Genomic DNA, 26,276 nt, shown 5'->3' on the forward strand with positions numbered 1-26,276 from the left:
AAACAAAAAATATAGGACAGTTATGACCGCTTATTATAAGTTTATCAAACGAGAACAGCAGGATGATGGCGTTAGCGTTGCATACTATCAGCCGACCAAGCATGCACAAGGTGCTTGGAATGAGCATGAGCAACACATGGCACCAGCGACAGGCTTGCTTACTGCTGAACTAAAAGGCTATGCACCGCAAGCAGGTACTCGTATTGCCCGTATCAGTCTCGATATTTTAGGGCTAATACCGCTTGATGATTTTACCATTACCACGCGTTGTATTCGTCCGGGCAAGACCATTGAGCTGGTTGAGGCAGTGATGAGCAGTCGCGGTCGTGATGCCATCATTGCACGAGCGTGGCGACTCATGACGCAAGATACCAGTCCTATAGCAGGGCTTGAAGACCAAAAAGCCAAACATAGACCTGAAGATTTACCAGTTTGGGAAGATATGAAAGGCTGGCCGGGTGGTTTTATCGAAAGCGTACGCCTAGTTGCGGAACCTGACCGTCGCCCTGGTAAAGGGATGGTGTGGATTACCAATGATATGGAAATGATCGAAGGCGAACCTACCGATGACATGGTGCACTTGCTAGGCATGGTTGATACTGCCAATGGTGTCGTACCGCGACTTGGTCTTGGGTTGTCAAAGTTAGAATGGATGTTTCCAAACACTGATTTGCAAATTCATATGCACCGTATACCACAAGGTCGTTGGCTCGGTATCGAAGCGGTGCAGCAATACGGCGATGATGGAATAGGGCTGACCAGTGCGGTGTTACATGACGTACAAGGGCCGTTTGGTCGCAGTGAGCAAATTTTAACGATTCGTCCGATGCCGCGCTAAACGTTTAATGATTTTTATTGTTTTAAAAAACAAAACAAAAATATGTATTTAATATATTTTACATAATCATAGTAATCGGTTGTAATGGTGTCTACCAAGACAATATTACTGCACTGAAGGTTACTATGGAAAAGAACAATCGTTTTTCAAAAAAATTAACTACTATTCTGGATATATTGCTAGAAGCTTATTCAGAGTAAGCTGTGCAACTTGAGTTGTTTACTATTGGAAGAAAGCTTTTATGAGTACTGAGCAACAATAAGTACTATCTGAAAACACCGCTTTAGGAAACTAAGGCGGTGTTTTTTATTGAATAACCTATTTACGCTTGAAATTTTCTTCTATGCCCCTATTAGTATAGACAGTTTAACGATATTGCGCACGGCAGGTTTTCTAATATTAGTAGGTCAGCTCTGGCAAATTTATCGTTATCTTATAATAGGTCTTTCATAGAATTTAAAGGAGTTTTTATGAGTGAAGCAACTCAAGCTGAAGGTCTGAATCCAGAATTAAAAAAACATACGTTTGAAGCGGAAGTGGCGCAGTTGCTGCATTTAGTGACGCATTCACTGTATTCTAACGCTGACATCTTTGTCCGTGAGCTAGTATCTAACGCCTCTGATGCTTGTGACAAATTGCGTTTTGAAGGTACCAATGATGATAGCCTTTATGAAGATGATGGCGAGTTAAAAATTCGCATCGCTGTTGATGAAGATGCTAAAACCATTACTTTTACCGATAATGGTATTGGTATGAATGAAGCGGATGCTATCGAAAACTTAGGTACGATTGCCAAATCAGGTACCAAAGCATTTTTAGATAAACTTTCTGAGTCGCAAAAGCAAGAAGGCCAACTAATCGGCCAGTTCGGTGTTGGTTTCTATTCAGGCTTTATCGTGGCAGATACCATCAGTGTTGAATCACGCAAAGCAGGCGAGCCTGCGGATACAGGTGTACGCTGGGTATCAGATGGTACAGGTAGCTTCACAGTTGAGCCTATCACCAAAGCCGCACGCGGCACTGCGATCACTTTGCATTTAAAAGAAGAGTACTCTGAAGGCGAAGACAGCTATTTAGATCGTGGCAAAATCAAGCGCTTGGTGAATAAATATTCTGACCATATCAGCTTACCGATTCAGATGCGTAAAGAGATCTGGCAAGAAGATGTAGCCGAAGACGACAGCACTGATGATCAGGCGCCTGCTGGTGGCGAGATGGTATTGACTGACGAATGGGAAACCATTAACAAGGCCAGTGCACTATGGACACGTTCAGCATCTGAAATTGAAGATGATGAGTATGTTGATTTTTATAAAAACATCTCGTATGACATGGATGCGCCGCTTACGTGGACACATAACCGTGTAGAAGGCCGTGTTCAGTATACGCAGCTTCTGTATATCCCTAAGAAAGCACCAGAAGATTTGTACACTAGAGAGCAGCAACATGGCCTCAAGTTATACGTCAAACGTGTTTTCATTATGGATGAAGCAGAGCAGCTGCTACCGATGTATTTGCGCTTTGTTAAAGGCGTTATCGATTCAGCAGACTTGCCACTAAACGTCAGCCGTGAGCTGTTACAAGAGTCACGTGATGTGAAGTCTATCCGTGATGGTAACGCGCGTCGTATCTTGACGACATTGGCAAGTTTAGGCAATAGCGAAGATAGCGATAAGCAAGAAAAGTTTGCACAGTTCTATGCAGAGTTTGGTGATGTTATCAAAGAAGGTCTTGGCGAAGACATGGGCAATCAAGAACGTATTGCCAAATTGCTTCGTTATGCCACCAGCACGCAAGACGGTCTAAAAACCAGTTTTGAAGATTATAAAGGCCGTATGAAAGAAGGCCAAAAAGCCATCTATTATCTAACAGCTGATAATTTGGCTGCGGCAAAAAATAGTCCGCAACTTGAGCTGTTCAAAAAGAAAGGCATCGAAGTTATTTTGATGACCAGTCGTGTCGATGAGTGGGCGATGAACTTCTTAACCTCATTTGATGAGACACCGCTGCAAAACATCGCGAAAGGCGCAGTAGATTTAGGTGACTTGCAAGATGAAGCAGAGAAAGCGGAAGCGTCAAAAGCAGAAGAAACCTTAAAGCCAGTAGTCGATAAGCTCAAAGCAGCTCTAAGCGAGCGTGCTAAAGACGTTAAAGTGTCTACTCGTTTGGTTGATAGCCCAGCTTGTTTGGTTGTGGGTGAAGGCGAGCTGTCACCGCAGATGATTCAGATGCTTAAGCAGATGGGACAGGACGTACCAGAGAGCAAACCAACGCTTGAGGTAAACCCTGATCATCCATTGATTAAGAAGCTTGAAAGCAGCGAACAGTTTGATGATTTGGCGCAAGTGATTTTTGATCAAGCATTGCTCGCAGATGGTGGTCAATTAGAAGATCCAGCCGCTTATCTAAAACGTGTCAATGAGTTATTGATGAGATAATGACTGGTATTTGATAAAAAAAGAGGTCTTGTACGCAAGGCCTCTTTTTTGTTGGTTTTTCAGCTCAAATATGAGCAAATTTTACAAATCAGCCTTATCCTCTTGACCGACAATCCGTTACAATCGCGATAGATTAGCGAGCTAAACTATTAGGCAGTATTTAATGCCGCTTATAATCATTTCATAGTGAATTAAATATAAAATTGATATTTATATGCCATGCAAAAATGTAAATTAATGGCATTAAATGGCTAACATATCAAAATATAGTCAAAGTATGAGTAGGTTGATACGGTGCTAATCTTGTGTGTGGTACAGCTGTACTATTTACACTCGGTTGCCTTGTACTAACTCTAAATTACCCCGACTATACTTATCATTGACTCACTTTATTTTCTCGGCTGGCTAGAGGTCTAAGTCTTTGTCACTTGCGTCGTTAAAAACCGTATCTCTTCAGCGCTTTTCGCTCAACTTCGCTGCCAATATTATTGCAACCTTATGGATGCTGGTAGGGTCGACGCGTGCGTTTTCTTGGGTCAAGCCCACTTTTATACAGTTTGCCGTGTTTGCGCTATTAGCACTCGGTAGCAATGTCTTGTTTTCTTGGTTGGCTGCCGAAAGTGGCAGTATCTTTAATGAGCAAGGGTTGGTCAGTTATCTAATTTGGCCGATGATTATCCTATTGAGTGGCATTATTCTGGCACGGCGTGCTGGTAATCAAGCGCTGGTTTTTGTGCCCGTGGTGTTGTGGTTGGTTGCTGATACATTGTCAGCGCTATTACAGAGCTTGGTGCAATACTTGAGTAGCTATGGTTGGTTGCCCAATTGGAGTTATTCATTTTTACCCGTCTTATTTTTAGTGCTGTTCTTATGGCAGACGTTAGCGTTGATGTGGATTTTCTTCCATCGCTTGCGTATACCGTGGTGGGAGCGGGTTATCGTACTGGTAGGTGCTGTTGCACTTCTCACGATTTGGCAGCGTAATGTCGCTGACCAACCGATATTTAAGCAGATTCCTGTAGAGCCTGTTTTAGAAGAAGCGGCATTATATGAGCAGCCACGTTTATTACAGCAAGCATTAAACAGCATTGATCCAAGTACGCCAGGTAAGACCGACTGGTACTTTATGGGCGTTGCAGGCTTCTCTGATCAAAACGTTTTCCGTTCTGAGATTAATAAGGTGCGTGAGCTGTTCGATGTGCGTTTTGGCACCAGCGGACACTCACTATCACTGATCAACAACACCTATAGCTGGATGGATGAGCCAATCGCTACCAAGACAAGTATTTTGCGTGGTCTGAAAAGAATCGGTCAACAGATGAATGCCGATGAAGATGTTTTATTTCTCACGCTATCTTCACATGGCAACGAGGACATCGTACAACTGGCAAATCCACCGATTGAGATGGATAATTTAGATGCCGCTTGGCTACGTGAGGCGCTAGATGCGTCAGGTATTCGCTGGCGTGTAATTGTAGTATCCGCTTGTTATTCAGGCTCATTTATTGATGACTTAGCGTCACCGACTACAGTGGTGATTACCGCATCTGCTGCTGATAAAGCCTCATTTGGCTGTACCAATACAGCAGAGATGACTTATTTTGGACAAGCATTTTTTGCTGAGAGTCTGCGAAGTAACACCAGTTTTGAGACAGCATTTAAAGACGCGAGATTGCGTGTTAGTGAACGCGAGAACTTAATGGGCTTTGAGCCATCAGAGCCGCAGATGGTCATCGGCAGCCTCATGGAAACAGCATTGCCTGCATTTGAGCAGGTATTATTTGATAACACACGACCATCCGTCGCTAGTATCACTAACGAGTCTGATACGGCTATTAATATCGTTAATGATAACGATGGTAATCAGCCAGTCGTTGAGACCGCCAGTACTACAAACTAAATATTGTGTATTTTGCTTTGAACAAAAGGAACATCACTCATGAATCATTCTTATAATCACAGTTTATCCGCCAATTCACCGCTGACAAAGAAAAGTGTGAATCGCTGTTTTGATGGCGAGCAACACTATTATAGTCATCAATCAACGTCTACCAAAACGCCAATGACGTTCAGCATCTACCTGCCTGACGAAGCGCTTGCGGGCCGACTTTGCCCAGCGATTCTTTACTTATCAGGTCTTACTTGTAATGCTGACAATGTCACGCACAAAGCGCATTTCCAGCAGAAATGTAGTGAGCTTGGCATGATATTAATCGCGCCTGATACTTCTCCTAGAAGCAGTGAAGGCCATGACGTACCCAATGATGAACGCTATTTTGTGGGTCAAGGGGCTAGCTATTATGTCGATGCTACTCAAGCACCTTGGGCAGACAACTTCAATATGCAAAGCTATATCGTCGATGAGCTATATGACTTGCTGCGCTCAGAGTTCCCAATCCATAGCATTGGTATCACAGGGCACTCAATGGGTGGTCACGGTGCTTTACTACTAGGATTCAAATTCCCAAGTAAGTTTGTCAGTGTTTCTGCACTGTCGCCAGTATGCGCTGCCAGTGAGTCAGCATGGGGTGAGGCTGCTTACACTGAGTATTTTGGTAAGGATGAGTCACTATGGTCGCAAGCAGATGCCTCAAAAATGATCGAAAAAGTCGGTCAGCAGTACTCTAGTATTTTGGTTGATCAAGGCGGGGCTGATAATTTTTTAGCAGAAGGTCAGTTGCAAACTGCTAAGTTACAACAGGCTTGTGAAAAAGCCAAACAGCCTTTAACATTGCGTTATCAGGCGGGTCACGACCACAGTTATTATTTTATTCAGAGCGTTATCAACGACCATATCGAACATCATTGGCGCATGGCACAACTTAGCTAGGCATTGAAGCGGAAATCTTTTCACTAAGCCGCTCAACACGCGCTAATGTTTAAAAGGTAAAATTATGGCAAGTTATCAAGATTTAACAGCATCTAATTCCAATGCGAATTCAATACGTGAGACCCATTCAATACGTAACACCCACTCAGAGTCTAAAAGTGCGCCGTCAGCACTTGCGACTATGCAAGCTGATATGGATGCCGCTCTAAAAAATAAGCAGCATAGCAACAGTGAGCAAGTCTCTAAAGCTAACTCAGATGAGTTTGTCGCAAAAAACATCAATGACGCTGGTGATAGAGTGCTTGATGAGATTCAAATCTCGCGAGTGATAGAGATGGCATGGGAAGACAGGACACCATTTGGCGCTATCGAGCACAGCTATGGTCTCAATGAAGCAGGGGTTATTAAACTCATGCGCCAAGAGCTCAAGCCGTCGTCTTTTCGGTTATGGCGTCAGCGAGTGAGCAACCGCGCTACCAAACATCAAGCGAAACGAGATTTTGGCGTTGGGCGTGCTTATTGTAAAACTCAGTACAAGCAGCGCTAGTCATTTGCACTCAATATCAGTCGCTTGATGCCTGCTATAATAGACACACCAGTTGCAAGTTTCTTTCTATTTTATTAATACTTTATTTATACATCAATTAGGTAGCTCAATTATGATTAGTCCTTCTAAACCATATCTTATTGCACCATCGATACTCTCAGCTGATTTTGCACGTTTAGGCGAAGAAGTTGAAAAGGTATTAGAGTCAGGTGCCGATGTGATTCATTTTGATGTGATGGACAATCATTACGTACCCAATTTGACGTTTGGTAGTATGATCTGTAAGGCACTGCGCGATTATGGTATTGATGCACCTATTGATGTACACCTGATGGTGTCACCTGTCGATAGTATGATTGAGCAGTTCTTGGAAGCGGGTGCGAGCATTATTACTTTTCATCCAGAAGCCAGTGGACACATTGACCGTTCGTTACAGCTCATTAAAGATGGTGGTGCTGAATGTGGTCTGGTATTAAACCCGGCAACGCCATTACATTATTTAGATTATGTCATGGATAAAGTGGATCAAATTCTACTGATGAGTGTCAATCCTGGCTACGGTGGACAGTCGTTTATTGAAGGTACTCTAGACAAGGTACGCCAAGTTCGTCAGCGTATTATCACCAGTGGCCGAGACATTAGATTAGAGGTTGATGGTGGTGTCAAAGCCAGTAATATTCGTGCGATAGCTGAGGCAGGTGCTGATATGTTCGTCGCGGGCTCTGCGATATTTAATCAAGAAGACTATAAGTCTGCTATCGACGCGATGCGTGTAGAGCTTGCATTGGCTAATAACTGTTAATAATTGCCAATAGCTGTCAGTCACTGCCGTATAGTGTGATAGCGAAAATGCCCCAATGCTATTGGCGCAAAAGAGTCTTAAAATATGCTGTATAACTTATAACGATGCCTAACAGCAAGTTACGTAAAGGTAGGTGGAATATGGACATAAAAAATTCAATCAACTCGTCAGTGTCGCCGGAACCAGCAGCAAGCACAGCGCAGCAACGTAGCTTAGTTCCGAAAGGTATCACTATTGGCCTAGCGGTGTTTGCGCTCGTTTTGAGTCTAGCAGGTTATGGTTTTCGTCTAATGGTCGGCGATGATGTCGGAGAAGTATTGCGTCATGCAGCCGTAATCGTGCCCTCATTTGTACTGGGTATTCCCCTGTTGTTCTGGGTAGGATCACGTATTTTTAACAAGGTTAAAGGTATGCATATCGAGAGCTGGAATGCTATTAGTTTGGGCTATTTGACGTCTTGTATTTCGATGCTATGGTTGATGGGTACTTATAGTTAAAGGCTTTAGCAGCAAAGACGATGCTACTTAATACAGGTAGCGTTGTCATATTTTATAAGCTGTTTTCTATACACTTTTTAATCATGAAGTCATGCTATATAAGTATGACTGGGATTTTACATGCGAATTATGCCAGCCAGTATTGCCAGAATTATTTACCCAAAAGATTTACCAAACGGTTTGTTTACGAGCTTAATTATAGCGTGTTTGCTATTGGGCTTGGCTTCGTTACGTAATGGTACGGATTTACAAGGTTGGCTAAATGTCATTGAAAACTGGCTACTCATGCTGTTGATACTGCCTACCGCGACTGCCACTGTTGCACTACCGTTCAAATATCGAGATCGCACGCTTGAGCTAAAGCTTGTTTATTACCTTGGCATGTTTGTGGCCTTCTTATTTACCTTAGGAAAGCTGCGTTACTGGCATTGATTTTATAAGAAACATCTCATTTAAGTGCTCATCTATGTAGAAGACTTATGTGACAGCCCTTGAATTCCAAGGTGAAAGCGTCCATTGTATGAGTAAGACAGTTTTACCCGTATTACTGCAAAACAATAATGTGGCTATATGCGATTTTTTGCCAGTATTGGACGGGATAATAAGGAGCAAATTCATGCCATACGATATCGATAACGATATAGAAGTAGATAACGAGAGTACCGATCAACTTGCAGGATTTGCCAAAGAGACCACACTTGAGCTAGTAGAAGCGGATGATGGTAGGTTGCTTTTGCGTGATGCCGAACAAGATGAAGCACCATTGATGACCATTGATTTTTCTGAAAAACTCAAAGAGCTGCTTGGTAGTGACACTCAAGCGATTGGTCAGCATATGATTCATGCAGCGATTCAGGTCATTATGCAAAAGCAGATGAGCCAATGGCATGCACATGTCTATGACAAAGAGCCAACGCACTACAGCTGATAAGTGATTTGATTAGTCGTCAGTGATGGATAATTAATCAAAACGAAAAAAAGGGTTTATCAATTGATAAACCCTTTTTTTTCAGATAAAACCATTGATAAAAATGGTAATTATTTGATTTTAGCTTCTTTAAAGATTACATGCTGGCGTACTTTTGGATCAAACTTTTTGATTTCCATTTTGCCAGGCATAGTGCGCTTGTTTTTAGTAGTGGTGTAGTAATACCCAGTACCAGCTGTTGATACTAACTTAATTTTATCTCTCATGATAGCTTTCCTGTAAATGAGGGGTCTTCAAACGATAGGTACGGATCTAAAATATTAAGTAGCTACATAAGATGTAGCAGAAAAGCAGCTCAATTGCTGAAAATCATCAACATATCAAGCTGCAAGTCTTAACTTAAACTTTTTGACCTTGTGCGCGCATATCTGCTAACACTTTATCGATACCAAGTTTGTCAATAGTGCGCATACCTTTGGTAGACACACGTAGACGTACAAAACGATTTTCAGACTCTACCCAAAAACGATGGTTATGAAGGTTTGGTAGAAAGCGACGACGGGTTTTGTTGTTTGCGTGCGAAACATTATTACCCACCATAGGGCGCTTTCCAGTCACTTGGCAAACTCGAGACATGGCGAACTCCTAATCTATGAGGTATGAGTTTTTCTCATACCAGTCTGGGCAAGTTGCACGTTTTTGCGGCATGGACACAGCAAGCGGCAGCTTTGCACCAAACAAAACTATATGAATGTTGAGTTGATATTACTGTTATCTAAAGGCAAATAACAAGCATACCAATTCAGAAAATTTTAAAGCCGACATTTATACCATAAAAGAGATGAATACTCAAATATTTTTATGATTATTGTTGGTTTAAAGGGTGGTCATTATACCCTGAAATGAATGGGCTATGTTGTTGATTGTTTAATAGTAAAGATTAATTTTCACTTGAGGTTATTTTGTATCAGTTATTATAAAAAATCATCAACTCAGTCAGCAAAGACTCGCAAAAAAGACTAAAATAGCCAGTTTCCTGTGCTACTAGCATTTGAACCTAGTAGCGAGTTTTATTTTTAATTGGGCTTACTATGTCAGATAATACAAAAACGGTTTCATCATCGAATATACAGTCGAGTACCACTTCTATAAATACAGCCGCTCCAGTTGCTATCGATACCGCGACATTGCTGATTAAATGCAAAGATCAAGCAGGCATCGTACAAGCTGTATCTGAGTTTATACATCGATATGGCGCCAATATCATTACTCTCGATCAGTATTCAACTGCCCATGAAGGCGGTCAGTATTTTATGCGTTTAGAATTTGCCTTAGCAGGACTGAGCGATATTATTGATAATTTTGAAGCCAGTTTTGGTCATACAGTAGCCAAACGCCACAGTATGGAATGGCGACTACACAATAATGCAATTAAAACCAAGGTCGGTATTTTGGTATCGAAGTTTGATCACGCGTTATTAGATTTGTTATGGCGTCATCAGCGCGGTCTTCTTGATTGCGAGATTACCTCTGTCGTCAGCAACCATCCTGACTTACGTCAATCGGTAGAAAACTTTGGTATTACTTTTCATCATGTACCAGTGACTAAGAATAATAAAGCTGAGGCAGAAGAGCAGATTCATAAATTGATGGCAGGCAATGACTTGCTCGTATTGGCGCGTTATATGCAGATATTGTCGTCTGACTTTGTGAAGCGTTGGCCGATGCAAGTTATCAACATTCATCATTCATTTCTACCAGCCTTTGTGGGGGCAGATCCTTATCGTCAAGCCTATGATAAAGGCGTGAAGCTGATTGGTGCAACGGCGCATTATGTTACTGCTGAACTGGATCAAGGGCCTATCATAGAGCAAGACGTGCATCGTGTGACGCATCGTCAAGGTGTGACGGAGCTGCGTGCTATTGGCCGTGATATCGAGCGTAATGTACTGGCGCGCGCTGTGAACTGGCATGTGCAGAACCGTGTGATTGTGGCAGGGAACAAGACCGTAGTTTTTAACTAAGACAAAGCGAATAGAGAACTCATGTAATGTGATGGTGGTCGGCAGTAATAACTATTGCTGTCGACCATGATGCCTTTGCTGATTTTATCTTTTATAGCAGCATCTCTAAAACAAACTTGCTACCGACAAAACCAATGGCCAGTAGAATAAAGGCATAAATGGTAATATTAGCAGCACGCTTACCACGCCACCCTGCGCGCCAACTACCAAATAGTAGTGTGCCAAACAACAACCATGAAAGCAGGCTAAAGACGGTCTTATGGACAATGTGCTGAGCCATCAGGTCTTGCACATAAATAAAACCAATGCCTAGCGCAATACTGAGCAAGACAAAGCCCACCAAAAGCATATCGAACAATAAGCTTTCCATACTTTGTAGTGAAGGGAGTTTGTTGACCCAAAACCGATGAATCGTATGATGCTTAAGCTCGCGGATTTGTAGGCGTAAAAATAGCGCTTGCACCGCTGCCATCAGCAGCACACAATAGGCGGCGAGAGAGAGCAGTATATGAGCCTCAAGCCCGATACTGATATCAGTAATGGGCTGATAAGGGGCACGACCAACATAACCAATGGTCATGCCCATAAGTGCCGTTGGCGAAGCTAAGATGCCAAGGCTAATGATGGGGCGATAGAGACTAAATAGCATATAGAAAAACAAGAAAAACAAACTAATCAGGCTAATGGTATTAAACAGATTAAAATTTAGACCATAAAGAGTTACGACATAGGGATAGAGCAGCACTGCGTGCGCGACCATGCCAGCCGTCAATAGACCCAAGCTGATGTCTTTCCGAATAGGTGTGCTTCGAATCAGCGCCCAACCGATGTAAATGCTGACTAAGATATAAGCTAGGCTAGCAAGTAAGAATGCAAGGTGCACAGACATAAAGCCTCGTCTCATACTGAGTGAAAATAGCCGCTCAGGTGAATGCTAAAGTGGTATTATTGGAATGATTAGAATAATTATCCAATTTATCATAAAATGGCAGCCAATTGAGTACCATCTTGCGTATTCCTTATAAATGTTTAGCCAGAGTAAGTTAAATAGAACAGATAGCTCTAAATGATATATTTAGGAGTGAATGATTTTGCAAAAACCCTATAAGTTTTGCGCCTGCTTGATGCTATAGTATTGATAATACGATTTTTTATAGGGCATTTTTAGAGAATGTGAGCCAATGGCTAACATCTCATAATGCACCCTAATATTATTTATAAGCCATTCAAATGGTTTAACCGAGAATTATTTTAACTGAGAGTTATTTATGTTTGATACCTTAACAGAACGCTTATCGTCTAGCCTGCGTAATATCGTGGGTACTGGACAGCTGACCGAAGACAATATCAAAGACACTATGCGTGAAGTGCGCATGGCGCTACTGGAAGCTGATGTGGCACTACCTGTCACTCGCGACTTTGTTAAGCGTGTTAAAGAGCAAGCACTTGGTGCTGAGGTGCTTAAAGAGCTTGCCCCAGGCCAAGCATTTGTCAAAATCGTCCATGACGAACTGACTGAGATGATGGGCAGTGCCAATCAACAGTTAGAGATGACGGGTAAGCCACCTGTTGTTTATTTGCTTGCAGGTCTGCAAGGTGCGGGTAAAACCACTACTGCAGGTAAGTTGGCTAAGTTTTTACAAGAGCGTCATAAGAAAAAAGTCATGTTGGTTTCAGCTGACGTCTATCGTCCAGCCGCCATCAAGCAGCTTGAGCAAGTAGCAGGTCAGGTCAACGCCAAGTTTGTGAATTCAAGCGCTGACGAAAACCCAATCGATATCGCGCTACGTGCTATCGAAGAAGCAAAAATCCAATATCAAGATATTTTGATTATTGATACGGCTGGTCGTCTACATATCGACGATACAATGATGGATGAGATTAAGGCGCTAACCGCTGCTGTCAATCCGTCTGAGACGCTATTTGTCGTTGATGCAATGACAGGTCAAGATGCTGCCAATACCGCCAAAGCCTTTAATGATGCGCTGCCGTTGACAGGTGTTATTCTGACCAAAACAGATGGTGATGCACGCGGCGGTGCGGCACTTTCTGTACGTGCGATCACAGGTAAGCCGATTAAGTTTTTAGGTCGCGGTGAGAAACTAGATGAGTTAGAGCTGTTCCATCCTGAGCGTATTGCTCAGCGTATTCTTGGTATGGGTGATGTACTGAGTTTGGTGGAAGAAGTCGAGCAAAAAATCGACCGTGATAAAGCCGAAAAAATGGCGAAAAAGATGCAAAAGGGCGGCGAGTTCGACCTTGAGGATCTCTTGACGCAGTTCCAGCAAATGAAAAGCATGGGCGGCATGGCAGGATTTTTAGACAAAATGCCAGGCATGGGCGGCTCTGATATGCAAAAAGCAGTCGAAGATGCCAAGCCAGAAGAAAAAGTGCGTGAAATGGAAGCGTTAATCAATTCTATGACACCATTTGAGCGTAAAAATCCCGATAAGATTAACCCAAGCCGTAAGCGCCGTATTGCTGCGGGCTCTGGTCGTGAGATTCAAGATGTCAATCGCTTGCTCAAGCAACATAAGCAAATGGCAAAAATGATGAAAATGATCTCCAAGCCTGAAGGCATCAGTAAAATGATGAAATCTATGCAAGGACTGATGGGCGGCGGCGGAGCAGGTGGCGGCGGTGGTGGTCCACTATTCGGTGGCGGTGGTCAACAAGGCAGCCCAAAAGATGTGAATCCAGAGCAAATGGCAAAGCAGATGGGCCTTGATCCAAATAACATGCCAAGCACCGAAGAGATGCAAAAGCAGATGCAGGAAATGCAGAATCAAGCGCCAAAGAAGTTTAAAACGCGCTTTTAAACCATAGCTGTCTGTATTGTCTATGACTTTCTGATGGAAGCCTCAAAACTGATATGGTTTTGAGGTTTTTTCTTTTTCTCTAATTCAATTCAGCGCTCATGGATAAAGTATGGAAAACGCAGAAAGTAATAAAATTCGTCAGTCCTAAATGCTATGATAGGCGCTATTTTATGAAGCTAGCACGCTTTTATAATATTCAGTTATCAAGTTACTTTAAAATGCCCAGACTATAAGCCGAGGTTATGATGTTTTTAGCAATGGATACCGTGTTTGATCAGTGCTCAATCGCAATTTTGGATTCGAATGGTCAGGTACTATCGAGTCATACCGAGACTGGTAAACGTCAGCAGACTCAGCAGATTCTGCCAATGATTGATGCGGCTTTATCCGAAGCGCAGTTAAAGCTTGCTGATATACAGGCATTGATATTTAATCGAGGTCCTGGTGCATTTAGTGGTATTAGAATCAATACGGCAGTGGTGCAAGCGCTATCTGTGGCACATGATATCCCATGTGTGGGCATATCTAGCTTGCAAGCAATTGCGCAGAGTGCGTATCAGCAGTATGGTCTGACGCAAGTATATAGCGCGCTTGATGCCCGTATGCAGCAAGTGTATTTTGGACAGTATGCAGTAATTGATAGTGAAGCAGCCATTATGCAGCCAGTGCTGATTGCTGATAGTGATAGCACTGAGCAGCTGTTAGATTATGACAGTCAGACTACGTTCGATATAGCTATTGTTGGTAATGGCTCAGGTCTATTAACGTTGCATGATAATCAGATTTTTCATGAAGACGTGTCGCCGGATGCAGTAGTTATCGGTCAGCTCGGTATTGCCCAGTTTATGGCGGTAGGTGGGACCGAAGCATCGCAAGCTTTACCAAAATACTTACGTAACCAAGCTTGGAAAACCCTTAAAGAGCAAGGTAAAGCGTAGTCAACCCCCATCATTTTTAGCGCTACGTAAAATACAACAACACACTAAAAACTGTACTAACCAATAGGTCTGTATCTAGGAAAGCCACCGTGGATATCATTTTATTAATTCAAGCTGTCATCATGGGTATCGTTGAAGGTATCACTGAATTTTTACCCATTTCTAGCACTGGCTACCTAATTTTATCAGCAGATGTAATGGGATTTTGGACCAAAGAAAAGGTCGATTTGTTTGTCGTCGTCGTCCAATTGGGTGCTATCTTGGCCGTTATCTATGACTATTGGGGCAGACTATGGCAAGCGCTCATGGGTTTGCTAACGGGTAAAGCAGAAGGCATGACCAATCCAAGACAGCTGGGACTTAGCTTAATTGTCGCCACCATTCCTGTGATGATCGTTGGCTTTACCTTCGCTGATGAGATTAAAGCTTATTTATTCAATCCTATCGTCGTTGCGATTATGCTTATCATCGGCGGTCTGCTGATATTTTATGTAGAAAAACGCCCTAAGACGGTCATTGCAGAAGAAGCAGAAGACGTCAGTCTAAAAACTGCGCTGATGATTGGTCTGCTTCAATGTCTAGCTCTCATACCAGGGACCTCACGCTCGGGTGCGACTATTATTGGTGCACTGTGGCTTGGTGTCTCGCGCAAAGCGTCAGCAGAGTTTTCATTCTTTTTAGGTATCCCAGTTATCGTAGGCGCGGCATTATTAGACTTAATCAAACATGGTGACGTATTGACCAATAGTGAAGACTGGCTAGTACTAGGCGTTGGTACAGTCGTATCATTTATCATCGCTTTACTCTGTATTCGCTTGCTAGTAGCATGGGTGAGCCGTCGTGACTTTACGATCTTTGCTTGGTTACGCATTATCACTGGTATCATTGTATTGGTCGCCGCTTGGGGCTTTGGTTATCAAATGGCAGGTTAAGCCATTATGATGGTTGATGGCCTTATGAGTAGTAAAAAAGAGGGTAGTCATGAGTAGTTTGCCACACGCTTCTAAACAGGCTAATGCCTTTATGCAATGCCAGTTACTCTATGTTAATGAGTCGCAGCAAGACCAAGTAGATAGCTTGCAAGTATTGATAGAGCAGCACCGATTACCCATCGAATTAAATGCTGAGTTGTCTGTCGATAAATTAACGCAAAAACGTCGTCAGCAATTAAGCCAAACAGCCATTCAACCTATCTTGTTATTGGACGATAAAAATAAACTATCATGGCTTAGTGATGGGTTAAGTGTCGCACCAGAGTGGGACAAACTGCAACGTCGTGTGGTGAGTGCAGGACGAAAGTCTGAATTGCTATTACAAGCTACCAAGCTCACATCGGATAGCTGCATCATTGATGCGACGGCGGGTTTTGGGCATGATAGCTTGATATTGGGTAGTACGGGCGCCCAAGTCATCATGCTTGAGCAGCAGCCTTTGATGGCATTGCTCTTACTTGTAGAGCAACAGCGCATGAGTACGTTGCCGAATTGGCAAAAGCTGATGTCACGTTTACATATCATAAATACGGATGCGCTTAGTTATTTTGAAGGACTAGACGTTGAGTCAGATGCTAGCGAGAGTAACGTCATCGATGTCGTCTATCTGGACCCTATGTTTCCAGAGGATAGCTATCAAGATAGCAAGACAGGCAAGGGCGCTAAAGTTGGTAAGCACATGCAAGCATTGCATCAGTTGGCAAGCCCTCCAACATTGGACGAAGAATGCCAGCTGCTAGCATCCGCAAAAGCTATTGTCAGTAATAAACCTGCACAGCACTCTGGGCGCGTTATCGTAAAACGACCTCAGCATGCACCATTGTTAGCAAGCCAACAACCCGATGAAAGCTGGCATAATGAAGCAGTTCGTTTTGACGGTTATTTTGTTTAGAATGCTTTAAATGTGGTATTTGGTGATAAGGACGAGCCTTAGTTAGCAGGTTTATAATCATTAAGTTTAAAAAAATGGATTTAGGAGCAAGGAATGTCAACGCTAATTATTTGGGCCATGGGTGCAGTGCTATTATTGATCAATATCATTTTGCGTACCCGAATCCTTCGGCTTGAAGCGCGTCTAAAAGAGCTGAGCAATCCACAAGAGCAATTGGCATTTTTGCGTCAGCAAGCAGCAAAGAAAAATAAGATTCCGGCGATTAAAGCGTTACGCAAACAGTATCCTGAGCTGTCACTGGTCGAAGCCAATCGATTATGGCAACAAGTTCAGTAGCCAGCAGTCAGTTCATTAAGCAGTCATTCTAGGCGCTCTTAGCAAAGTCTATAAACACGCACACAACATATTATATTGATGATAATAGAAAGCCATGACATTTAAAGACAAATTACAGGCCTACATCCAACTAACCCGTTTTGATAAGCCAGTGGGCATTGAATTGCTGCTATGGCCAACATTATGGGGCGTGCTGCTGGCTGCGATGGGTCAAGCACAGCAGCAAGGAGCAACGGCAGCGCTGCCAAGTCTCAAAATATTTATAATATTTGCATTAGGCGCAATCTTTATGCGGGCGGCCGGTTGTGCGATTAATGATTTTGCTGATCGAAAGGTAGATGGCCATGTGACCCGTACCAAAGGACGCCCATTAGCTGACGGGCGCTTATCAGGTAAAGAAGCCGTCGCTGCGTTTTTGGTGTTGGTGTTATTAAGTGCCAGTCTGTTATTTTTCTTACCTATTGCCGTGTTTTATTGGTCGTTTGGTGCCGTTATATTGGCATTTATTTATCCCTTTATGAAACGTTATACACATTTGCCGCAAGTATTCTTAGCAGCAGCTTTTGGTTGGGCGATACCGATGGCTTATGTGGCGGTACAAGGTGCTCCTGACATCTGGTGTTGGTTATTGTTTTTAGCCTATATGTGCTGGACGGTGGCTTACGATACGCAGTATGCAATGGCTGACCGCGAGGACGATTTGAAAATTGGGGTGAAATCAACGGCGATATTATTTGGCCGTTATGATGTGATTATCATCTCGCTATTACAAACGTTGTTTTTGCTTATTATGGGCGTGGTCATGTGGCATTATTTTGCGCCGACTACGTTGGGTGTCATACCAGTATTTGGTTTGGCATTAGTCGCTATGATGTTTGCCAAGCAAAACAGTGCTTGTGCTAGCTACAATGCATTGGCTTGCTTTCAGGCATTTTTGGCTAATATTTGGGTAGGACGTTACGTCTTTGCTCTCATTGCCATCGCTTGTATATGGACGACGTTCAATGGATAAATTGTCGAAATTAAAAGCGAAAGGAAGTTCTGCCGCTAATACGCCTATTATCGATTATCAGGCAAGACTGGCTGAGCATGGTCTCACACGCGAGCAAGTCATTGCGACCGAGCGTAAATTGGCAAAGTTTGCCAATACAATGGATTCGTTGGTACGGATACCGTTTACCAAACAGGGTATGGGTGCGGATGCGGCGCTTTCAACCATTCCATTGGCGGGCGATTTAGCAGGACTGGCACTGACGAGCTATGCATTTATATTGGGTCGTCAATTGGGTGTGCCAGCACATAAGATGACGCCAGCAGTTAGGCTAGCACTTATTGATATGGTAGTAGGTATCGTGCCTGGTATTGGGACGCTGCTCGATATATTCATTCGTCCGAGTCGTAAGACATTGGGTATCGTGCATGAGCATCTACATGATGAGTATGGCATCACTGAAACCATGCATATGGATCGACCATTTTTACATCAATCGCTAGAAGATAAGCAACAGCAAAGTCGTTTTGGTTTTTTTTGGCGTAATCCAATCGTTGCTTGGCTGTACCTGCATATCCCTGATATTTTAGGATTAATCGTCATTGTGGTGATTGGTTTGGGATTATGGGCAATGATAAGTTGGTTGGTCAGCCTATTCGGGAAAACCACAGGGTTTGGCTAAAATAAAAGAATAAGTAAAAAGGCGGCATACGTTACTATTTAATCGTAACGTATGCCGCCTTTTTTATGGCAAATTTTTATAAATGTTAAGGTTCAGATATTACTCAGTGATGACTTCTGCTTCTGCACTGACAGCATCAAAGCTAGTGATTTTGTTATTTTGGACAAGGTCGATAGTACCACCACCAGCATGACTGACAAGCTCGATACTGCCATCATTTGAGCGATAGGTGGGGTTATTACCTTGGCCTTCTGGTGCACTTAGCGTCAGCTTTGGTTTATTGGGCAAGGTGAGGATAGCATTAAGCATACCTGCTGCCGAGGTTTGAAAGACAACGGATAGGGTTTCACCTGCTGCACTTTTATAACGGACATCCGTTATTTGTGCACCCGTAATGGCTTGCTCAGGATTGGGTGCTACAGCAGCACTGTTTGCTAATGTATTAGTAGTATTAAGATCACCCTCTAACTCACTCAAGTTAATATCACTCTCTGAATCGGTTGGTTGCGCTGTGGTACTGTCGGTATTGCTGTCTAAGTTTTCATCAGCATCAATGCCGTTGATATTAGTCGTGACGGGCGTTGTTTGTACCGCTGTCTCCGTCTGTACTTCATTAGCGGCTTCAGATTCTGGATTTTTTTGGCAGGCAGTCAGTAGCAATGCACTAAAGAAAACAGCAGGGATTACTTTATAGTAAGACTTGGATTTTAGTGGGTTTAAAGTAAGGTTGTTCATAATAGGGTAGTTATCCAATAAGCGTACTTTATTTAAGCACAGTAAGATGCAAGAGTCAGTGGTGCTGTTAAATATTAACCGTAATAACCAGCTTTCGCTGCTCACCATATTTTTCAAGATGGTATCTATGCTCACACAAGTAAATACCTTGCCACGACCCCAATCCTAGCGTTCCATTAATAAGTGGAATGGTCAAACTCACGCCAAACAGCATACTTTTAAAATGGGCTGGCAAGTCATCTGAACCTTCTAGGGTGTGGCGATACTCTGGTTGATCAGCGGGTGCGATTTTATTAAGCCAGTCTTCGGCATCTAGCCTGACATCTGGATCAGCATTTTCGTTAATGGTTAGGCTAGCAGAGGTATGCTGCAAAAACAGATGTACCAATCCTGCATTGTCAGAGTGAGGTATCAGCTGGTCAATCGCGTCTTCAACTATCGGAGTAATGATGTGAAGACCGCGTGCATAAGCAGGTAACGTAAGAGTGGTTTGGTGATAAGACATACGAGACTCACTTTATCTTTAGACTATCGGCTGCCATGCCACTTTCTTTATAGACATCATCCAGATATCGGCGGCTAGCCAGTAACTTATCAACGACCCCATTTTGGCTTTGGGTATTCAGCTTTTGTGAAAAGTCCAAAATTGAATTTAACTGACTTAACACGACGTCATAGCTGGTATTTTGTTGATTCTTGTCGATGATGACCGTTTTTGCATAGTGCTGATCAAGGCTCAAATAGTCAGTAATTAATTCTGGCACACGTGTCGCGATGAGCTTATTAAGGGTGAATAATTGCGATTCAGTGATTTCATCATGATGAGTAGATTCATATTGCTGCCCAATATCATCCATCGTGGCTCGAAAGACCTTAGGAACTTGCTCATCATAGAGCAATTTAATAAAAGGGTGGTGAGCTGAAAAATTAATAACGTCAAGTTTGTTAGTTTGGCTATTCTCTACCTTTTCTCTTAAGGCTAGCTCTGCTTGAGACTGGATCGCGATATGATGTGCAGATGCTAGATACTCTTGATGACGTTGTATAGAGTCATTCTGAGTGTGCTTAGATTTTTCTTTCATCACAAAAAATATGGGCACGATGAGAATTAGACTAAGCAAGATGAGTAAGGCAAAAAAAGACATGTCGGGACTCTGGCATTAAAAAGGCTGTTTATCTTAAAAATAATTTTAGATTACAATATAACACGCTTGTGTTATGTTAAGGCAAAACAGAGGTCGATAAAAGTTGCCCCTCTTTACCGAATATTTGCTTATTTTAATTAAGGACCATGATGAACAATGACACGATTACTAAGAGTCAGCTAGCTGCGTATAAGCCGACAACTGCATATGTCGGGACGTCTTGGGCAGTCATGCTGGTCGGTGTGCTTGCGTATCTACTGGGACTATGGAATGCACAAAGTATGTTATTGAATGAAAAGGGCTATTATCTAGCAGTGCTGGCGCTTGGTCTTTATTCGGCGATCAGTTTGCAAAAAACCTTGCGTGATCGTAGTGAGGGTATTCCAACGACGAATATGTATTACTTAATCAGTTGGGCAGCTTTAGGATTGTCTATTGCACTTATCGTGATAGGTCTAATGAATGCGGGAGGCTTAAGTCTCAGTGAAAAAGGCTTTTATATGATGGCATTTACCATGAGTTTGTTTGCTGCTGTGACCATTCAAAAGAACACGCGTGATGAGGCACAAATTCGAACCTTGACTGCTAGCCCCATGGCTACAGTAAAAAATGATGGCAGCGCTAAAATTGCTCATCAAGGGGCACCTGAATCTGATTCTGGCAAATCCCTCTTCGGTTCGGTTAAATCTAGAATGGAGGGCAATGATTAAAGCTTTCCATTAAAAGAAAAAATTAAGTCAGCGGTGTTTGCAAACGCGTACGATTTGGTGATAGGCGTGCTAGCATCGCGGTTGATATAGGTGTAAACGAGCCTAGCATCATATCTACTAATGCCTCAGCGCATAGTGGCGCAATAGCATAGCCTTTAGCACCCATCGCACTCATTACCCAAACGCGTTCGCTATCAATCAATTGTCCAACGATGGGGTGGTAGTCAGGTGTTTGGGTACGAACGCCAGCACGTCCTTGCCATAAGCTCATATCTGTTGGAATGACCGAATCCATCTCGGGAATAGCAGTAACTAGTTTATTACGGCTAATCTGATGCTCTTCCTCACGGATGTCCGTGTCCGTATCATTACGTATAAAGCTTGCCCCTAGTAGAAACTGAGGGCTGCACTCTATAACATCGTTTAATTGCCCGTCATCTACTTGGGCAGTGAATGGCGTACAGTAACCACTATATTTGAGCGGTATTTTAGGTAAGCTTGCGAATTGTTCGGCTGTAGGCGTAAACCAAGAAAGCTGCCCACGAATTTTACGACAGTCAAAAATACGCTGATCTAACTGATGGCTCTCAAATGCCGCACAAACCACCACATTATCAGCAGTTATAGATACTAATTCTTGATTTTGATTATCCCCTTCAACACAAACATGACCTTCCATCTCGCTAATATTATTGACGGCTAACTGTTGAAAGTGGATGAGCGGATGGTTCAGAATCGTATCTTTTAAGGCTTGTGGATTGACCAAGCCGGACTGCGGTAGATATAGATTCTCCGATACATCCTGTGTTCTTAACCCGCTGGCATCTTGCGCCTGTAAAAGCGATAACGTGGTTGCCATGTCATCAGGATAGTCTGCAATTTTCTCTGTACCGATATTGGCTTTTATCAGTAAATCAAGGGCGCCTGTTGGCTCTAGTATAGGCGCTATATTTTGCTGTGCAGCTGTTTCATTTAGCACACGATACAGCCTGCTGCTGTAGAGATAACCCATGGTATGTAAATGTTCATCGACATGATGAATAGGCGTCATTTTGGGAGCAAGTAAGGCGCGGGGGTTGCCTGATGCGCCTGCTAAGGGTGCTGATTTGTCTAACAAAGTGACTTGGACGCCACGATTAGCCAACGACCAAGCCGTTAGCAATCCTGAGACACCAGCGCCAATGACGATACTATGATCAGGCTTAAGGTTGCTATGAGTAGGAGTATTATGTGTGCTGTTAGCAGGCTTGCTCTGACTATAATTTTCAGATAAACAAGCAGCCTCAGTCATGACGGCTGTTAGCATTTGGTTTTTTCGCCCAAAGCCTTTTACTTTGCTAATCTCAAAGCCATTCTCTCTTAGCCCACGTTTCACAATACCTGCACTGCTATAGGTCGCAGCGGTAGTGTTTGGGCATGATAAGCGTTGTATCTGAGCAAAGATATTTTCTGCCCATAAAGTGCTATTACAGGAAGGGGCAAAGCCATCTAAAAACCATGCATCAACGTAGGGTGTAGGTTTTATAGAAATGTCTAATGCTAACCTAGCCAAACTCTCAGCAGCATCACCAAACCACATATCAACGGTTAAATTATCATCAAAGAAATTCAGACGATGAGAGCCAGCGATAAGGGGTGGGTAGGCGGCCAAAAGAGGCGCAATCAATTCTGCAAGCTCAGGCGCACGCTGCGCCCACAGTGTAAGGATGTGTGTTAAGTCTGCAAGGGGTATAGGAAATTTTTCGGTGGTAATAAAATGTAGGCGAGCCGTTGCTAATTGTGGGTGATTCTCGCGTAACTGTCGCCATAGCAGCCAAGTGGCTAATAGATTAAGTCCTGTACCAAAGCCTAATTCAGCGATCGTAAAGCATTGTCTTGGGGCAAGGTTTGCCAGTCGCTCTGGCAGTTGGTTGTATGCCAAAAACACATATCGCGACTCTGCTAGACCATCCGCATGTGAAAAATACACATCGCCAAACTCACCTGATACGGGTACTTGATTACCCGTATCGTCTACCTGCCAATCAATCTTGGCAGGAGTAATAATGTTTAGTGAATTAGCAGTTTTAGATTGCGCAGGAGAATCAGGCGTTTCTTTGGGTGCAGACGTGGACTTAGACGTGAACATAATAGACATAGACACTCACATAGGACAGAGCAATAAAGAGAGAGTGTGCTACCAGCGCTCGCGGCGTACAAACACTAGCCATGAAATAAAGATACCAACCAATAGACTGATCAAGACTGTAAATGCCCCGTACAAGAAAATCTGACCCTTACTTTCATAAACCAAAACGTTTGCTTGAGTCTGCAAGTCGTTTACTTGGCGCTGCAGCTGGGCATTACGACTTAGTAACTCTTGATTGGCATCAGACAGCGCCTGTTTAGACGGCTGCAGTTGCGCTGCTAAAGTACGATTGATATCCAATGCCGAGTTACTGGTTGGTGGCGCGTCTAGTGCTTCAGGTTCTGTCACCGGTATCGTTGCTAATGGGTCGGTCACATCCATAGTAGTGACTGTTGGTGCAGCTTGTACCGATGCAGCAGCCATAAGCATTAGGGTAGCTATGCTGAGTTTATAATGACGTGTATTCAAATAAGAGACACGCTGACTCACGACGCTGCTACTTTGTCTGATGTGCTGTCATCGGGTTTTGGTAGTGCTTGAATGAATGGCTTGATATCTACATGGCTGTACACACCATCGCGCAAGTAAGGCTCTTCGTTTGCCCATGCTTGTGCAGCCTCAAGAGAGTCAAAATCAGCAATGATTAGACTGCCTGACATAGCGCTTTGACCATGCTCGATAGGGTTTGGACCTGCAATAATGAGTCGCTGCTCATTGTTCAATACTTTAAGACGTTCAAGATGTTCGATACGAGTAATCTGACGTTGCGCGCTGCTCTCTGCAACATCGTGACCAATAATGGCAAATAAGGACATAAGACTTCCTCAATAAAGTGATGATTGATGTAAAGTGTGTTTAGGGTCTATTGAATGTTCAACAGACCCTAATCAATAAAGCTCAATTCATAGCGACTAATGCCGTTGCTATAAATATTTAAAATACTATGGATATTCAAAAATCGTATTTATTATAAAATAATAGCTTAAGTATTACTTAGTGGTTTTGTTTGTCAGTTCTGGATTTAAGTAATTTTTTAATACTGCAAACTGAGCCACAACGAATACCAACATAATTGGAATCCAACCGTACGTTTTAAAGTTGATCCATGCTTCATCTGACATCGTAAACGCTGTGATATAATGTAAGACGCCCATCATGGCAAAAAACAATGCCCAAGCGATGGTGAGTTTTTTCCAGCCACTCATCGTGAGCGAAAAAACATCCTTCATTGCTAGCTGCATCAGAGGCTTATTAATCGCGGCACTTACTAATAGCGTCAAAGCAAAGATACCGTTGATAATTGGTGACTTCCAACGCAGATAGATGTCATCACGTAAGATTAAGGTACCACCACAAAACAGAATGGTTAATAGTAAAACAACCCATTGCTGCTTATCAAACTTGCCTTTTTGGCGGATAAAATGAATCGCATAAACGATAATCGTGGCGATGAGTAAAGCACCGGCCCCTGCCAAGATGCCACTGTGACGCGCACCAATGAAAAAGGCAATTAAAGGAATAAAGTCTAATAGGGCTTTCATAACAAATAGGGTGTCCACCAAAAACGTATGGGGTAGTTTACACGTCTACTGCACCAAAAAAAAGCAATCAACGCGATAATCGTTCTACATGATGGGCTTGCTTCGTAATACTCTATGATTATGGCTCATGAGCAGCGCTGCTACCAAATATAACGATTCGATAATGTCAATAGTTCTATATATTAAATGCAGTCATTCCATTATAAAAGCGTTACCGCGTCAACCTCGCTTGAAGTATTTAATATACATCGACACTCGGTTTGCTTGAATGACTTTCATATTGAATAGACTACACAACGGCTAGCTACTACTGTATTTCTCTTTTTACTCCCTTTAATGCTTATTATTTTAAAATGCTAAGGCTTATTTATGAAATTCGATCTACATTGTCACAGTACTTGCTCTGATGGTACTTATGGGCCAACGGAAGTAATACAACGCGCCCACGCGGCTGGTGTCAATGTATTGGCTCTGACCGATCACGATACCCTCGCAGGAATTGATGAGGCGAGAGTCGCTGCGACGGCCTGTGATATGCAACTTATTAATGGTGTTGAGATCAGCTGTGAGCATACACTTAGCGGTGGTTATGGTAAAAACAAATCGACCAACAAGATTATCCATGTACTTGGTCTTGATTTTACTGATCTTGAAAAAATGCATGCAACATTGCAGCAGCTGCAAGACAGTCGTGCCACGCGTGGTCAGAAAATTACTGAAAAGCTCAGTGAATTGCTAGATATCAGTTATGACGAGTTGTGGCAAGCTGTACTTGTGAAAGCAGGTGGCAATCCACAAGCAGTAGGGCGTGCGCATATTGGTCAAGTATTGTTTGAGCGTGGTGAAGTAAAAACCGTACAAAAGGCCTTTGATAAATATCTGGCGGATAATAAACCTGCTTATGTGGCAATCGAGGCGCTAACGATGCAGCATGGTATCGAGCTAATTCATGCTTGTGGTGGCAAGGCTGTACTGGCGCATCCGACTCGCTATCAACTCTCAGCCACTCGTGTGCGTAAACTGATCGAAGAGTTTGCCCAGTTAGGCGGTGATGCTTGTGAGCTGCCCGCCAATAGTGAGCCAGTTAGCACTCGCAGAATGGTCGATCGTAGTATCGCTGAGCACGATCTTGTCACATCAATTGGCAGTGACTTTCATGGTAGTAATATGCCGTGGCGACGTTTGGGCGATGTACCGACGTTGAACCCTGAACAGCAAGGGGTTTGGCAGTCTTTTAAGATGTTTGCTTAATCTGTGTTACAACTATTCAAAAAATACCTATAAAATTCACTGAAAAGTGGTTGATTATCGGTTAATCTTGGAGGCTGCCTGAGTTAATATATATATTTAAATAATGTTTAAAACAAAGCGTCAGGTATTGACGTGTGAATCCATCAAATGAATTGATAACTCAGGCATAAATGGCCACACTGAATAAGTAGTTTTGGTTTCAGTAGTAATCA

General features: G+C 42.9%; 29 protein-coding genes. 19 read left to right on the forward strand and 10 right to left on the reverse strand.

The annotated features are described in order from the left end of the window. Positions 1-22 precede the first annotated feature (22 nt). From JMW61_RS07050 to JMW61_RS07090, 9 genes are all read left to right on the forward strand, one after another. Positions 23-838, forward strand: coding sequence for a thioesterase family protein (locus JMW61_RS07050; RefSeq protein WP_201550070.1), 816 nt, complete (start codon positions 23-25; stop codon positions 836-838). A gap of 470 nt (positions 839-1,308) precedes the next feature. After that, on the forward strand, positions 1,309-3,276 hold the full coding sequence (htpG, locus tag JMW61_RS07055) for a molecular chaperone HtpG (RefSeq protein WP_201550071.1): 1,968 nt from the start codon (positions 1,309-1,311) through the stop codon (positions 3,274-3,276). Between the two features lie 421 nt (positions 3,277-3,697). Then, entirely contained in the window at positions 3,698-5,176 is a 1,479-nt protein-coding gene (locus tag JMW61_RS07060; RefSeq protein WP_201550072.1) for a C13 family peptidase, read from the forward strand. Between the two features lie 39 nt (positions 5,177-5,215). Then, a complete protein-coding gene (fghA, locus tag JMW61_RS07065; RefSeq protein WP_201550073.1) occupies positions 5,216-6,106 on the forward strand; it encodes an S-formylglutathione hydrolase in 891 nt (296 codons plus the stop codon). 298 nt (positions 6,107-6,404) lie between these two features. Continuing rightward, a complete protein-coding gene (locus JMW61_RS14390) occupies positions 6,405-6,653 on the forward strand; it encodes a TIGR03643 family protein (RefSeq protein ID WP_320158104.1) in 249 nt (82 codons plus the stop codon). Between the two features lie 112 nt (positions 6,654-6,765). Beyond that, positions 6,766-7,455 carry a ribulose-phosphate 3-epimerase gene (rpe, locus tag JMW61_RS07075; protein WP_201550075.1) on the forward strand — a complete coding sequence of 230 codons (690 nt, stop codon included), beginning with the start codon at positions 6,766-6,768 and terminating at the stop codon, positions 7,453-7,455. Positions 7,456-7,595: 140 nt separating this feature from the next. Then, positions 7,596-7,952: a hypothetical protein gene (locus tag JMW61_RS07080; RefSeq protein WP_201550076.1), complete on the forward strand. Its 357-nt coding sequence runs from the start codon at positions 7,596-7,598 to the stop codon at positions 7,950-7,952. Between the two features lie 120 nt (positions 7,953-8,072). After that, positions 8,073-8,384, forward strand: a complete 312-nt coding sequence (locus JMW61_RS07085) for a hypothetical protein (protein WP_110923264.1) — start codon at positions 8,073-8,075, stop codon at positions 8,382-8,384. Between the two features lie 184 nt (positions 8,385-8,568). Then, positions 8,569-8,880: a hypothetical protein gene (locus JMW61_RS07090; RefSeq protein ID WP_201550077.1), complete on the forward strand. Its 312-nt coding sequence runs from the start codon at positions 8,569-8,571 to the stop codon at positions 8,878-8,880. A 110-nt stretch (positions 8,881-8,990) separates the two neighbouring features. Here the strand turns inward: JMW61_RS07090 and rpmG are convergent, their stop codons facing one another. Further along, entirely contained in the window at positions 8,991-9,146 is a 156-nt protein-coding gene (gene rpmG, locus JMW61_RS07095) for a 50S ribosomal protein L33 (protein WP_010201403.1), read from the reverse strand. Between the two features lie 133 nt (positions 9,147-9,279). Beyond that, positions 9,280-9,516 carry a 50S ribosomal protein L28 gene (rpmB, locus tag JMW61_RS07100; RefSeq protein WP_010201401.1) on the reverse strand — a complete coding sequence of 79 codons (237 nt, stop codon included), beginning with the start codon at positions 9,514-9,516 and terminating at the stop codon, positions 9,280-9,282. 455 nt (positions 9,517-9,971) lie between these two features. Between rpmB and purU the strand changes: the two genes are divergently transcribed. Continuing rightward, a complete protein-coding gene (gene purU / locus JMW61_RS07105; RefSeq protein WP_227687378.1) occupies positions 9,972-10,904 on the forward strand; it encodes a formyltetrahydrofolate deformylase in 933 nt (310 codons plus the stop codon). Positions 10,905-10,995: 91 nt separating this feature from the next. Here purU and JMW61_RS07110 read toward each other — a convergent pair whose 3' ends face one another. After that, a complete protein-coding gene (locus JMW61_RS07110) occupies positions 10,996-11,787 on the reverse strand; it encodes a cytochrome C assembly family protein (protein WP_406947825.1) in 792 nt (263 codons plus the stop codon). Between the two features lie 385 nt (positions 11,788-12,172). Between JMW61_RS07110 and ffh the strand changes: the two genes are divergently transcribed. The 7 genes from ffh (at position 12,173) to JMW61_RS07145 (ending at position 18,554) form a co-directional block, all read left to right on the forward strand. Further along, positions 12,173-13,723 carry a signal recognition particle protein gene (gene ffh, locus JMW61_RS07115; RefSeq protein ID WP_201550079.1) on the forward strand — a complete coding sequence of 517 codons (1,551 nt, stop codon included), beginning with the start codon at positions 12,173-12,175 and terminating at the stop codon, positions 13,721-13,723. A 245-nt stretch (positions 13,724-13,968) separates the two neighbouring features. Continuing rightward, positions 13,969-14,661, forward strand: a complete 693-nt coding sequence (tsaB, locus tag JMW61_RS07120) for a tRNA (adenosine(37)-N6)-threonylcarbamoyltransferase complex dimerization subunit type 1 TsaB (RefSeq protein WP_201550413.1) — start codon at positions 13,969-13,971, stop codon at positions 14,659-14,661. Between the two features lie 89 nt (positions 14,662-14,750). Next, positions 14,751-15,593, forward strand: a complete 843-nt coding sequence (locus tag JMW61_RS07125; RefSeq protein WP_201550080.1) for an undecaprenyl-diphosphate phosphatase — start codon at positions 14,751-14,753, stop codon at positions 15,591-15,593. A 49-nt stretch (positions 15,594-15,642) separates the two neighbouring features. Further along, complete coding sequence (locus JMW61_RS07130) at positions 15,643-16,545, forward strand: class I SAM-dependent methyltransferase (RefSeq protein ID WP_201550081.1); 903 nt, start codon at positions 15,643-15,645, stop codon at positions 16,543-16,545. A gap of 93 nt (positions 16,546-16,638) precedes the next feature. Further along, the gene (locus JMW61_RS07135) at positions 16,639-16,881 is read left to right on the forward strand and encodes a hypothetical protein (protein WP_201550082.1); all 243 of its coding nucleotides are present in this window, start codon (positions 16,639-16,641) and stop codon (positions 16,879-16,881) included. Positions 16,882-16,975: 94 nt separating this feature from the next. After that, the gene (gene ubiA / locus JMW61_RS07140; RefSeq protein WP_201550083.1) at positions 16,976-17,893 is read left to right on the forward strand and encodes a 4-hydroxybenzoate octaprenyltransferase; all 918 of its coding nucleotides are present in this window, start codon (positions 16,976-16,978) and stop codon (positions 17,891-17,893) included. Continuing rightward, the gene (locus tag JMW61_RS07145) at positions 17,886-18,554 is read left to right on the forward strand and encodes a DUF4112 domain-containing protein (protein ID WP_201550084.1); all 669 of its coding nucleotides are present in this window, start codon (positions 17,886-17,888) and stop codon (positions 18,552-18,554) included. The genes ubiA and JMW61_RS07145 overlap by 8 nt, the downstream gene beginning before the upstream one ends. A 99-nt stretch (positions 18,555-18,653) precedes the next feature. Here JMW61_RS07145 and JMW61_RS07150 read toward each other — a convergent pair whose 3' ends face one another. From JMW61_RS07150 to JMW61_RS07160, 3 genes are all read right to left on the reverse strand, one after another. Continuing rightward, on the reverse strand, positions 18,654-19,289 hold the full coding sequence (locus tag JMW61_RS07150; protein WP_201550085.1) for a hypothetical protein: 636 nt from the start codon (positions 19,287-19,289) through the stop codon (positions 18,654-18,656). A gap of 67 nt (positions 19,290-19,356) precedes the next feature. Beyond that, positions 19,357-19,794, reverse strand: a complete 438-nt coding sequence (locus tag JMW61_RS07155; RefSeq protein ID WP_201550086.1) for a secondary thiamine-phosphate synthase enzyme YjbQ — start codon at positions 19,792-19,794, stop codon at positions 19,357-19,359. A gap of 7 nt (positions 19,795-19,801) precedes the next feature. After that, positions 19,802-20,434 (reverse strand): hypothetical protein, encoded by a 633-nt coding sequence (locus tag JMW61_RS07160; RefSeq protein WP_201550087.1) that lies wholly within the window; start codon positions 20,432-20,434, stop codon positions 19,802-19,804. Between the two features lie 149 nt (positions 20,435-20,583). Between JMW61_RS07160 and yiaA the strand changes: the two genes are divergently transcribed. Next, positions 20,584-21,144: an inner membrane protein YiaA gene (yiaA, locus tag JMW61_RS07165; RefSeq protein ID WP_201550088.1), complete on the forward strand. Its 561-nt coding sequence runs from the start codon at positions 20,584-20,586 to the stop codon at positions 21,142-21,144. A 22-nt stretch (positions 21,145-21,166) separates the two neighbouring features. Here the strand turns inward: yiaA and mnmC are convergent, their stop codons facing one another. The 4 genes from mnmC to ispZ all read right to left on the reverse strand — a co-directional run bounded on the left by mnmC (position 21,167) and on the right by ispZ (position 24,813). Continuing rightward, positions 21,167-23,272: an FAD-dependent 5-carboxymethylaminomethyl-2-thiouridine(34) oxidoreductase MnmC gene (mnmC, locus tag JMW61_RS07170; protein WP_201550416.1), complete on the reverse strand. Its 2,106-nt coding sequence runs from the start codon at positions 23,270-23,272 to the stop codon at positions 21,167-21,169. Positions 23,273-23,320: 48 nt separating this feature from the next. Next, complete coding sequence (locus tag JMW61_RS07175; RefSeq protein WP_227687379.1) at positions 23,321-23,761, reverse strand: hypothetical protein; 441 nt, start codon at positions 23,759-23,761, stop codon at positions 23,321-23,323. Beyond that, complete coding sequence (locus JMW61_RS07180; RefSeq protein WP_201550089.1) at positions 23,758-24,087, reverse strand: YciI family protein; 330 nt, start codon at positions 24,085-24,087, stop codon at positions 23,758-23,760. Before JMW61_RS07180 ends, JMW61_RS07175 begins: the two co-directional genes overlap by 4 nt. A 174-nt stretch (positions 24,088-24,261) precedes the next feature. After that, positions 24,262-24,813 carry a septation protein IspZ gene (gene ispZ, locus JMW61_RS07185; RefSeq protein ID WP_194197699.1) on the reverse strand — a complete coding sequence of 184 codons (552 nt, stop codon included), beginning with the start codon at positions 24,811-24,813 and terminating at the stop codon, positions 24,262-24,264. Between the two features lie 369 nt (positions 24,814-25,182). On the opposite strand from ispZ, the gene JMW61_RS07190 reads away from it, so the two are divergent. Beyond that, complete coding sequence (locus JMW61_RS07190) at positions 25,183-26,064, forward strand: PHP domain-containing protein (protein ID WP_201550090.1); 882 nt, start codon at positions 25,183-25,185, stop codon at positions 26,062-26,064. Positions 26,065-26,276 lie beyond the last annotated feature (212 nt).

It is taken from the genome of Psychrobacter fjordensis (assembly GCF_904845995.1).
Lineage (GTDB): Bacteria > Pseudomonadota > Gammaproteobacteria > Pseudomonadales > Moraxellaceae > Psychrobacter > Psychrobacter fjordensis.

What these genes read in the sequence shown, in the direction of transcription:
- JMW61_RS07050 (WP_201550070.1), top strand. Translation starts at nt 23, where the DNA reads ATGACCGCTTATTATAAGTTTATCAAACGAGAACAGCAGGATGATGGC.
- htpG (WP_201550071.1), top strand. Translation starts at nt 1,309, where the DNA reads ATGAGTGAAGCAACTCAAGCTGAAGGTCTGAATCCAGAATTAAAAAAA.
- fghA (WP_201550073.1), top strand. Translation starts at nt 5,216, where the DNA reads ATGAATCATTCTTATAATCACAGTTTATCCGCCAATTCACCGCTGACA.
- rpe (WP_201550075.1), top strand. Translation starts at nt 6,766, where the DNA reads ATGATTAGTCCTTCTAAACCATATCTTATTGCACCATCGATACTCTCA.
- JMW61_RS07080 (WP_201550076.1), top strand. Translation starts at nt 7,596, where the DNA reads ATGGACATAAAAAATTCAATCAACTCGTCAGTGTCGCCGGAACCAGCA.
- JMW61_RS07085 (WP_110923264.1), top strand. Translation starts at nt 8,073, where the DNA reads ATGCGAATTATGCCAGCCAGTATTGCCAGAATTATTTACCCAAAAGAT.
- JMW61_RS07090 (WP_201550077.1), top strand. Translation starts at nt 8,569, where the DNA reads ATGCCATACGATATCGATAACGATATAGAAGTAGATAACGAGAGTACC.
- rpmG (WP_010201403.1), bottom strand. Translation starts at nt 9,146, where the DNA reads ATGAGAGATAAAATTAAGTTAGTATCAACAGCTGGTACTGGGTATTAC.
- rpmB (WP_010201401.1), bottom strand. Translation starts at nt 9,516, where the DNA reads ATGTCTCGAGTTTGCCAAGTGACTGGAAAGCGCCCTATGGTGGGTAAT.
- purU (WP_227687378.1), top strand. Translation starts at nt 9,972, where the DNA reads ATGTCAGATAATACAAAAACGGTTTCATCATCGAATATACAGTCGAGT.
- ffh (WP_201550079.1), top strand. Translation starts at nt 12,173, where the DNA reads ATGTTTGATACCTTAACAGAACGCTTATCGTCTAGCCTGCGTAATATC.
- tsaB (WP_201550413.1), top strand. Translation starts at nt 13,969, where the DNA reads ATGTTTTTAGCAATGGATACCGTGTTTGATCAGTGCTCAATCGCAATT.
- JMW61_RS07130 (WP_201550081.1), top strand. Translation starts at nt 15,643, where the DNA reads ATGAGTAGTTTGCCACACGCTTCTAAACAGGCTAATGCCTTTATGCAA.
- JMW61_RS07135 (WP_201550082.1), top strand. Translation starts at nt 16,639, where the DNA reads ATGTCAACGCTAATTATTTGGGCCATGGGTGCAGTGCTATTATTGATC.
- ubiA (WP_201550083.1), top strand. Translation starts at nt 16,976, where the DNA reads ATGACATTTAAAGACAAATTACAGGCCTACATCCAACTAACCCGTTTT.
- JMW61_RS07145 (WP_201550084.1), top strand. Translation starts at nt 17,886, where the DNA reads ATGGATAAATTGTCGAAATTAAAAGCGAAAGGAAGTTCTGCCGCTAAT.
- JMW61_RS07150 (WP_201550085.1), bottom strand. Translation starts at nt 19,289, where the DNA reads ATGAACAACCTTACTTTAAACCCACTAAAATCCAAGTCTTACTATAAA.
- JMW61_RS07155 (WP_201550086.1), bottom strand. Translation starts at nt 19,794, where the DNA reads ATGTCTTATCACCAAACCACTCTTACGTTACCTGCTTATGCACGCGGT.
- JMW61_RS07160 (WP_201550087.1), bottom strand. Translation starts at nt 20,434, where the DNA reads ATGTCTTTTTTTGCCTTACTCATCTTGCTTAGTCTAATTCTCATCGTG.
- yiaA (WP_201550088.1), top strand. Translation starts at nt 20,584, where the DNA reads ATGAACAATGACACGATTACTAAGAGTCAGCTAGCTGCGTATAAGCCG.
- mnmC (WP_201550416.1), bottom strand. Translation starts at nt 23,272, where the DNA reads ATGTTCACGTCTAAGTCCACGTCTGCACCCAAAGAAACGCCTGATTCT.
- JMW61_RS07180 (WP_201550089.1), bottom strand. Translation starts at nt 24,087, where the DNA reads ATGTCCTTATTTGCCATTATTGGTCACGATGTTGCAGAGAGCAGCGCG.
- ispZ (WP_194197699.1), bottom strand. Translation starts at nt 24,813, where the DNA reads ATGAAAGCCCTATTAGACTTTATTCCTTTAATTGCCTTTTTCATTGGT.
- JMW61_RS07190 (WP_201550090.1), top strand. Translation starts at nt 25,183, where the DNA reads ATGAAATTCGATCTACATTGTCACAGTACTTGCTCTGATGGTACTTAT.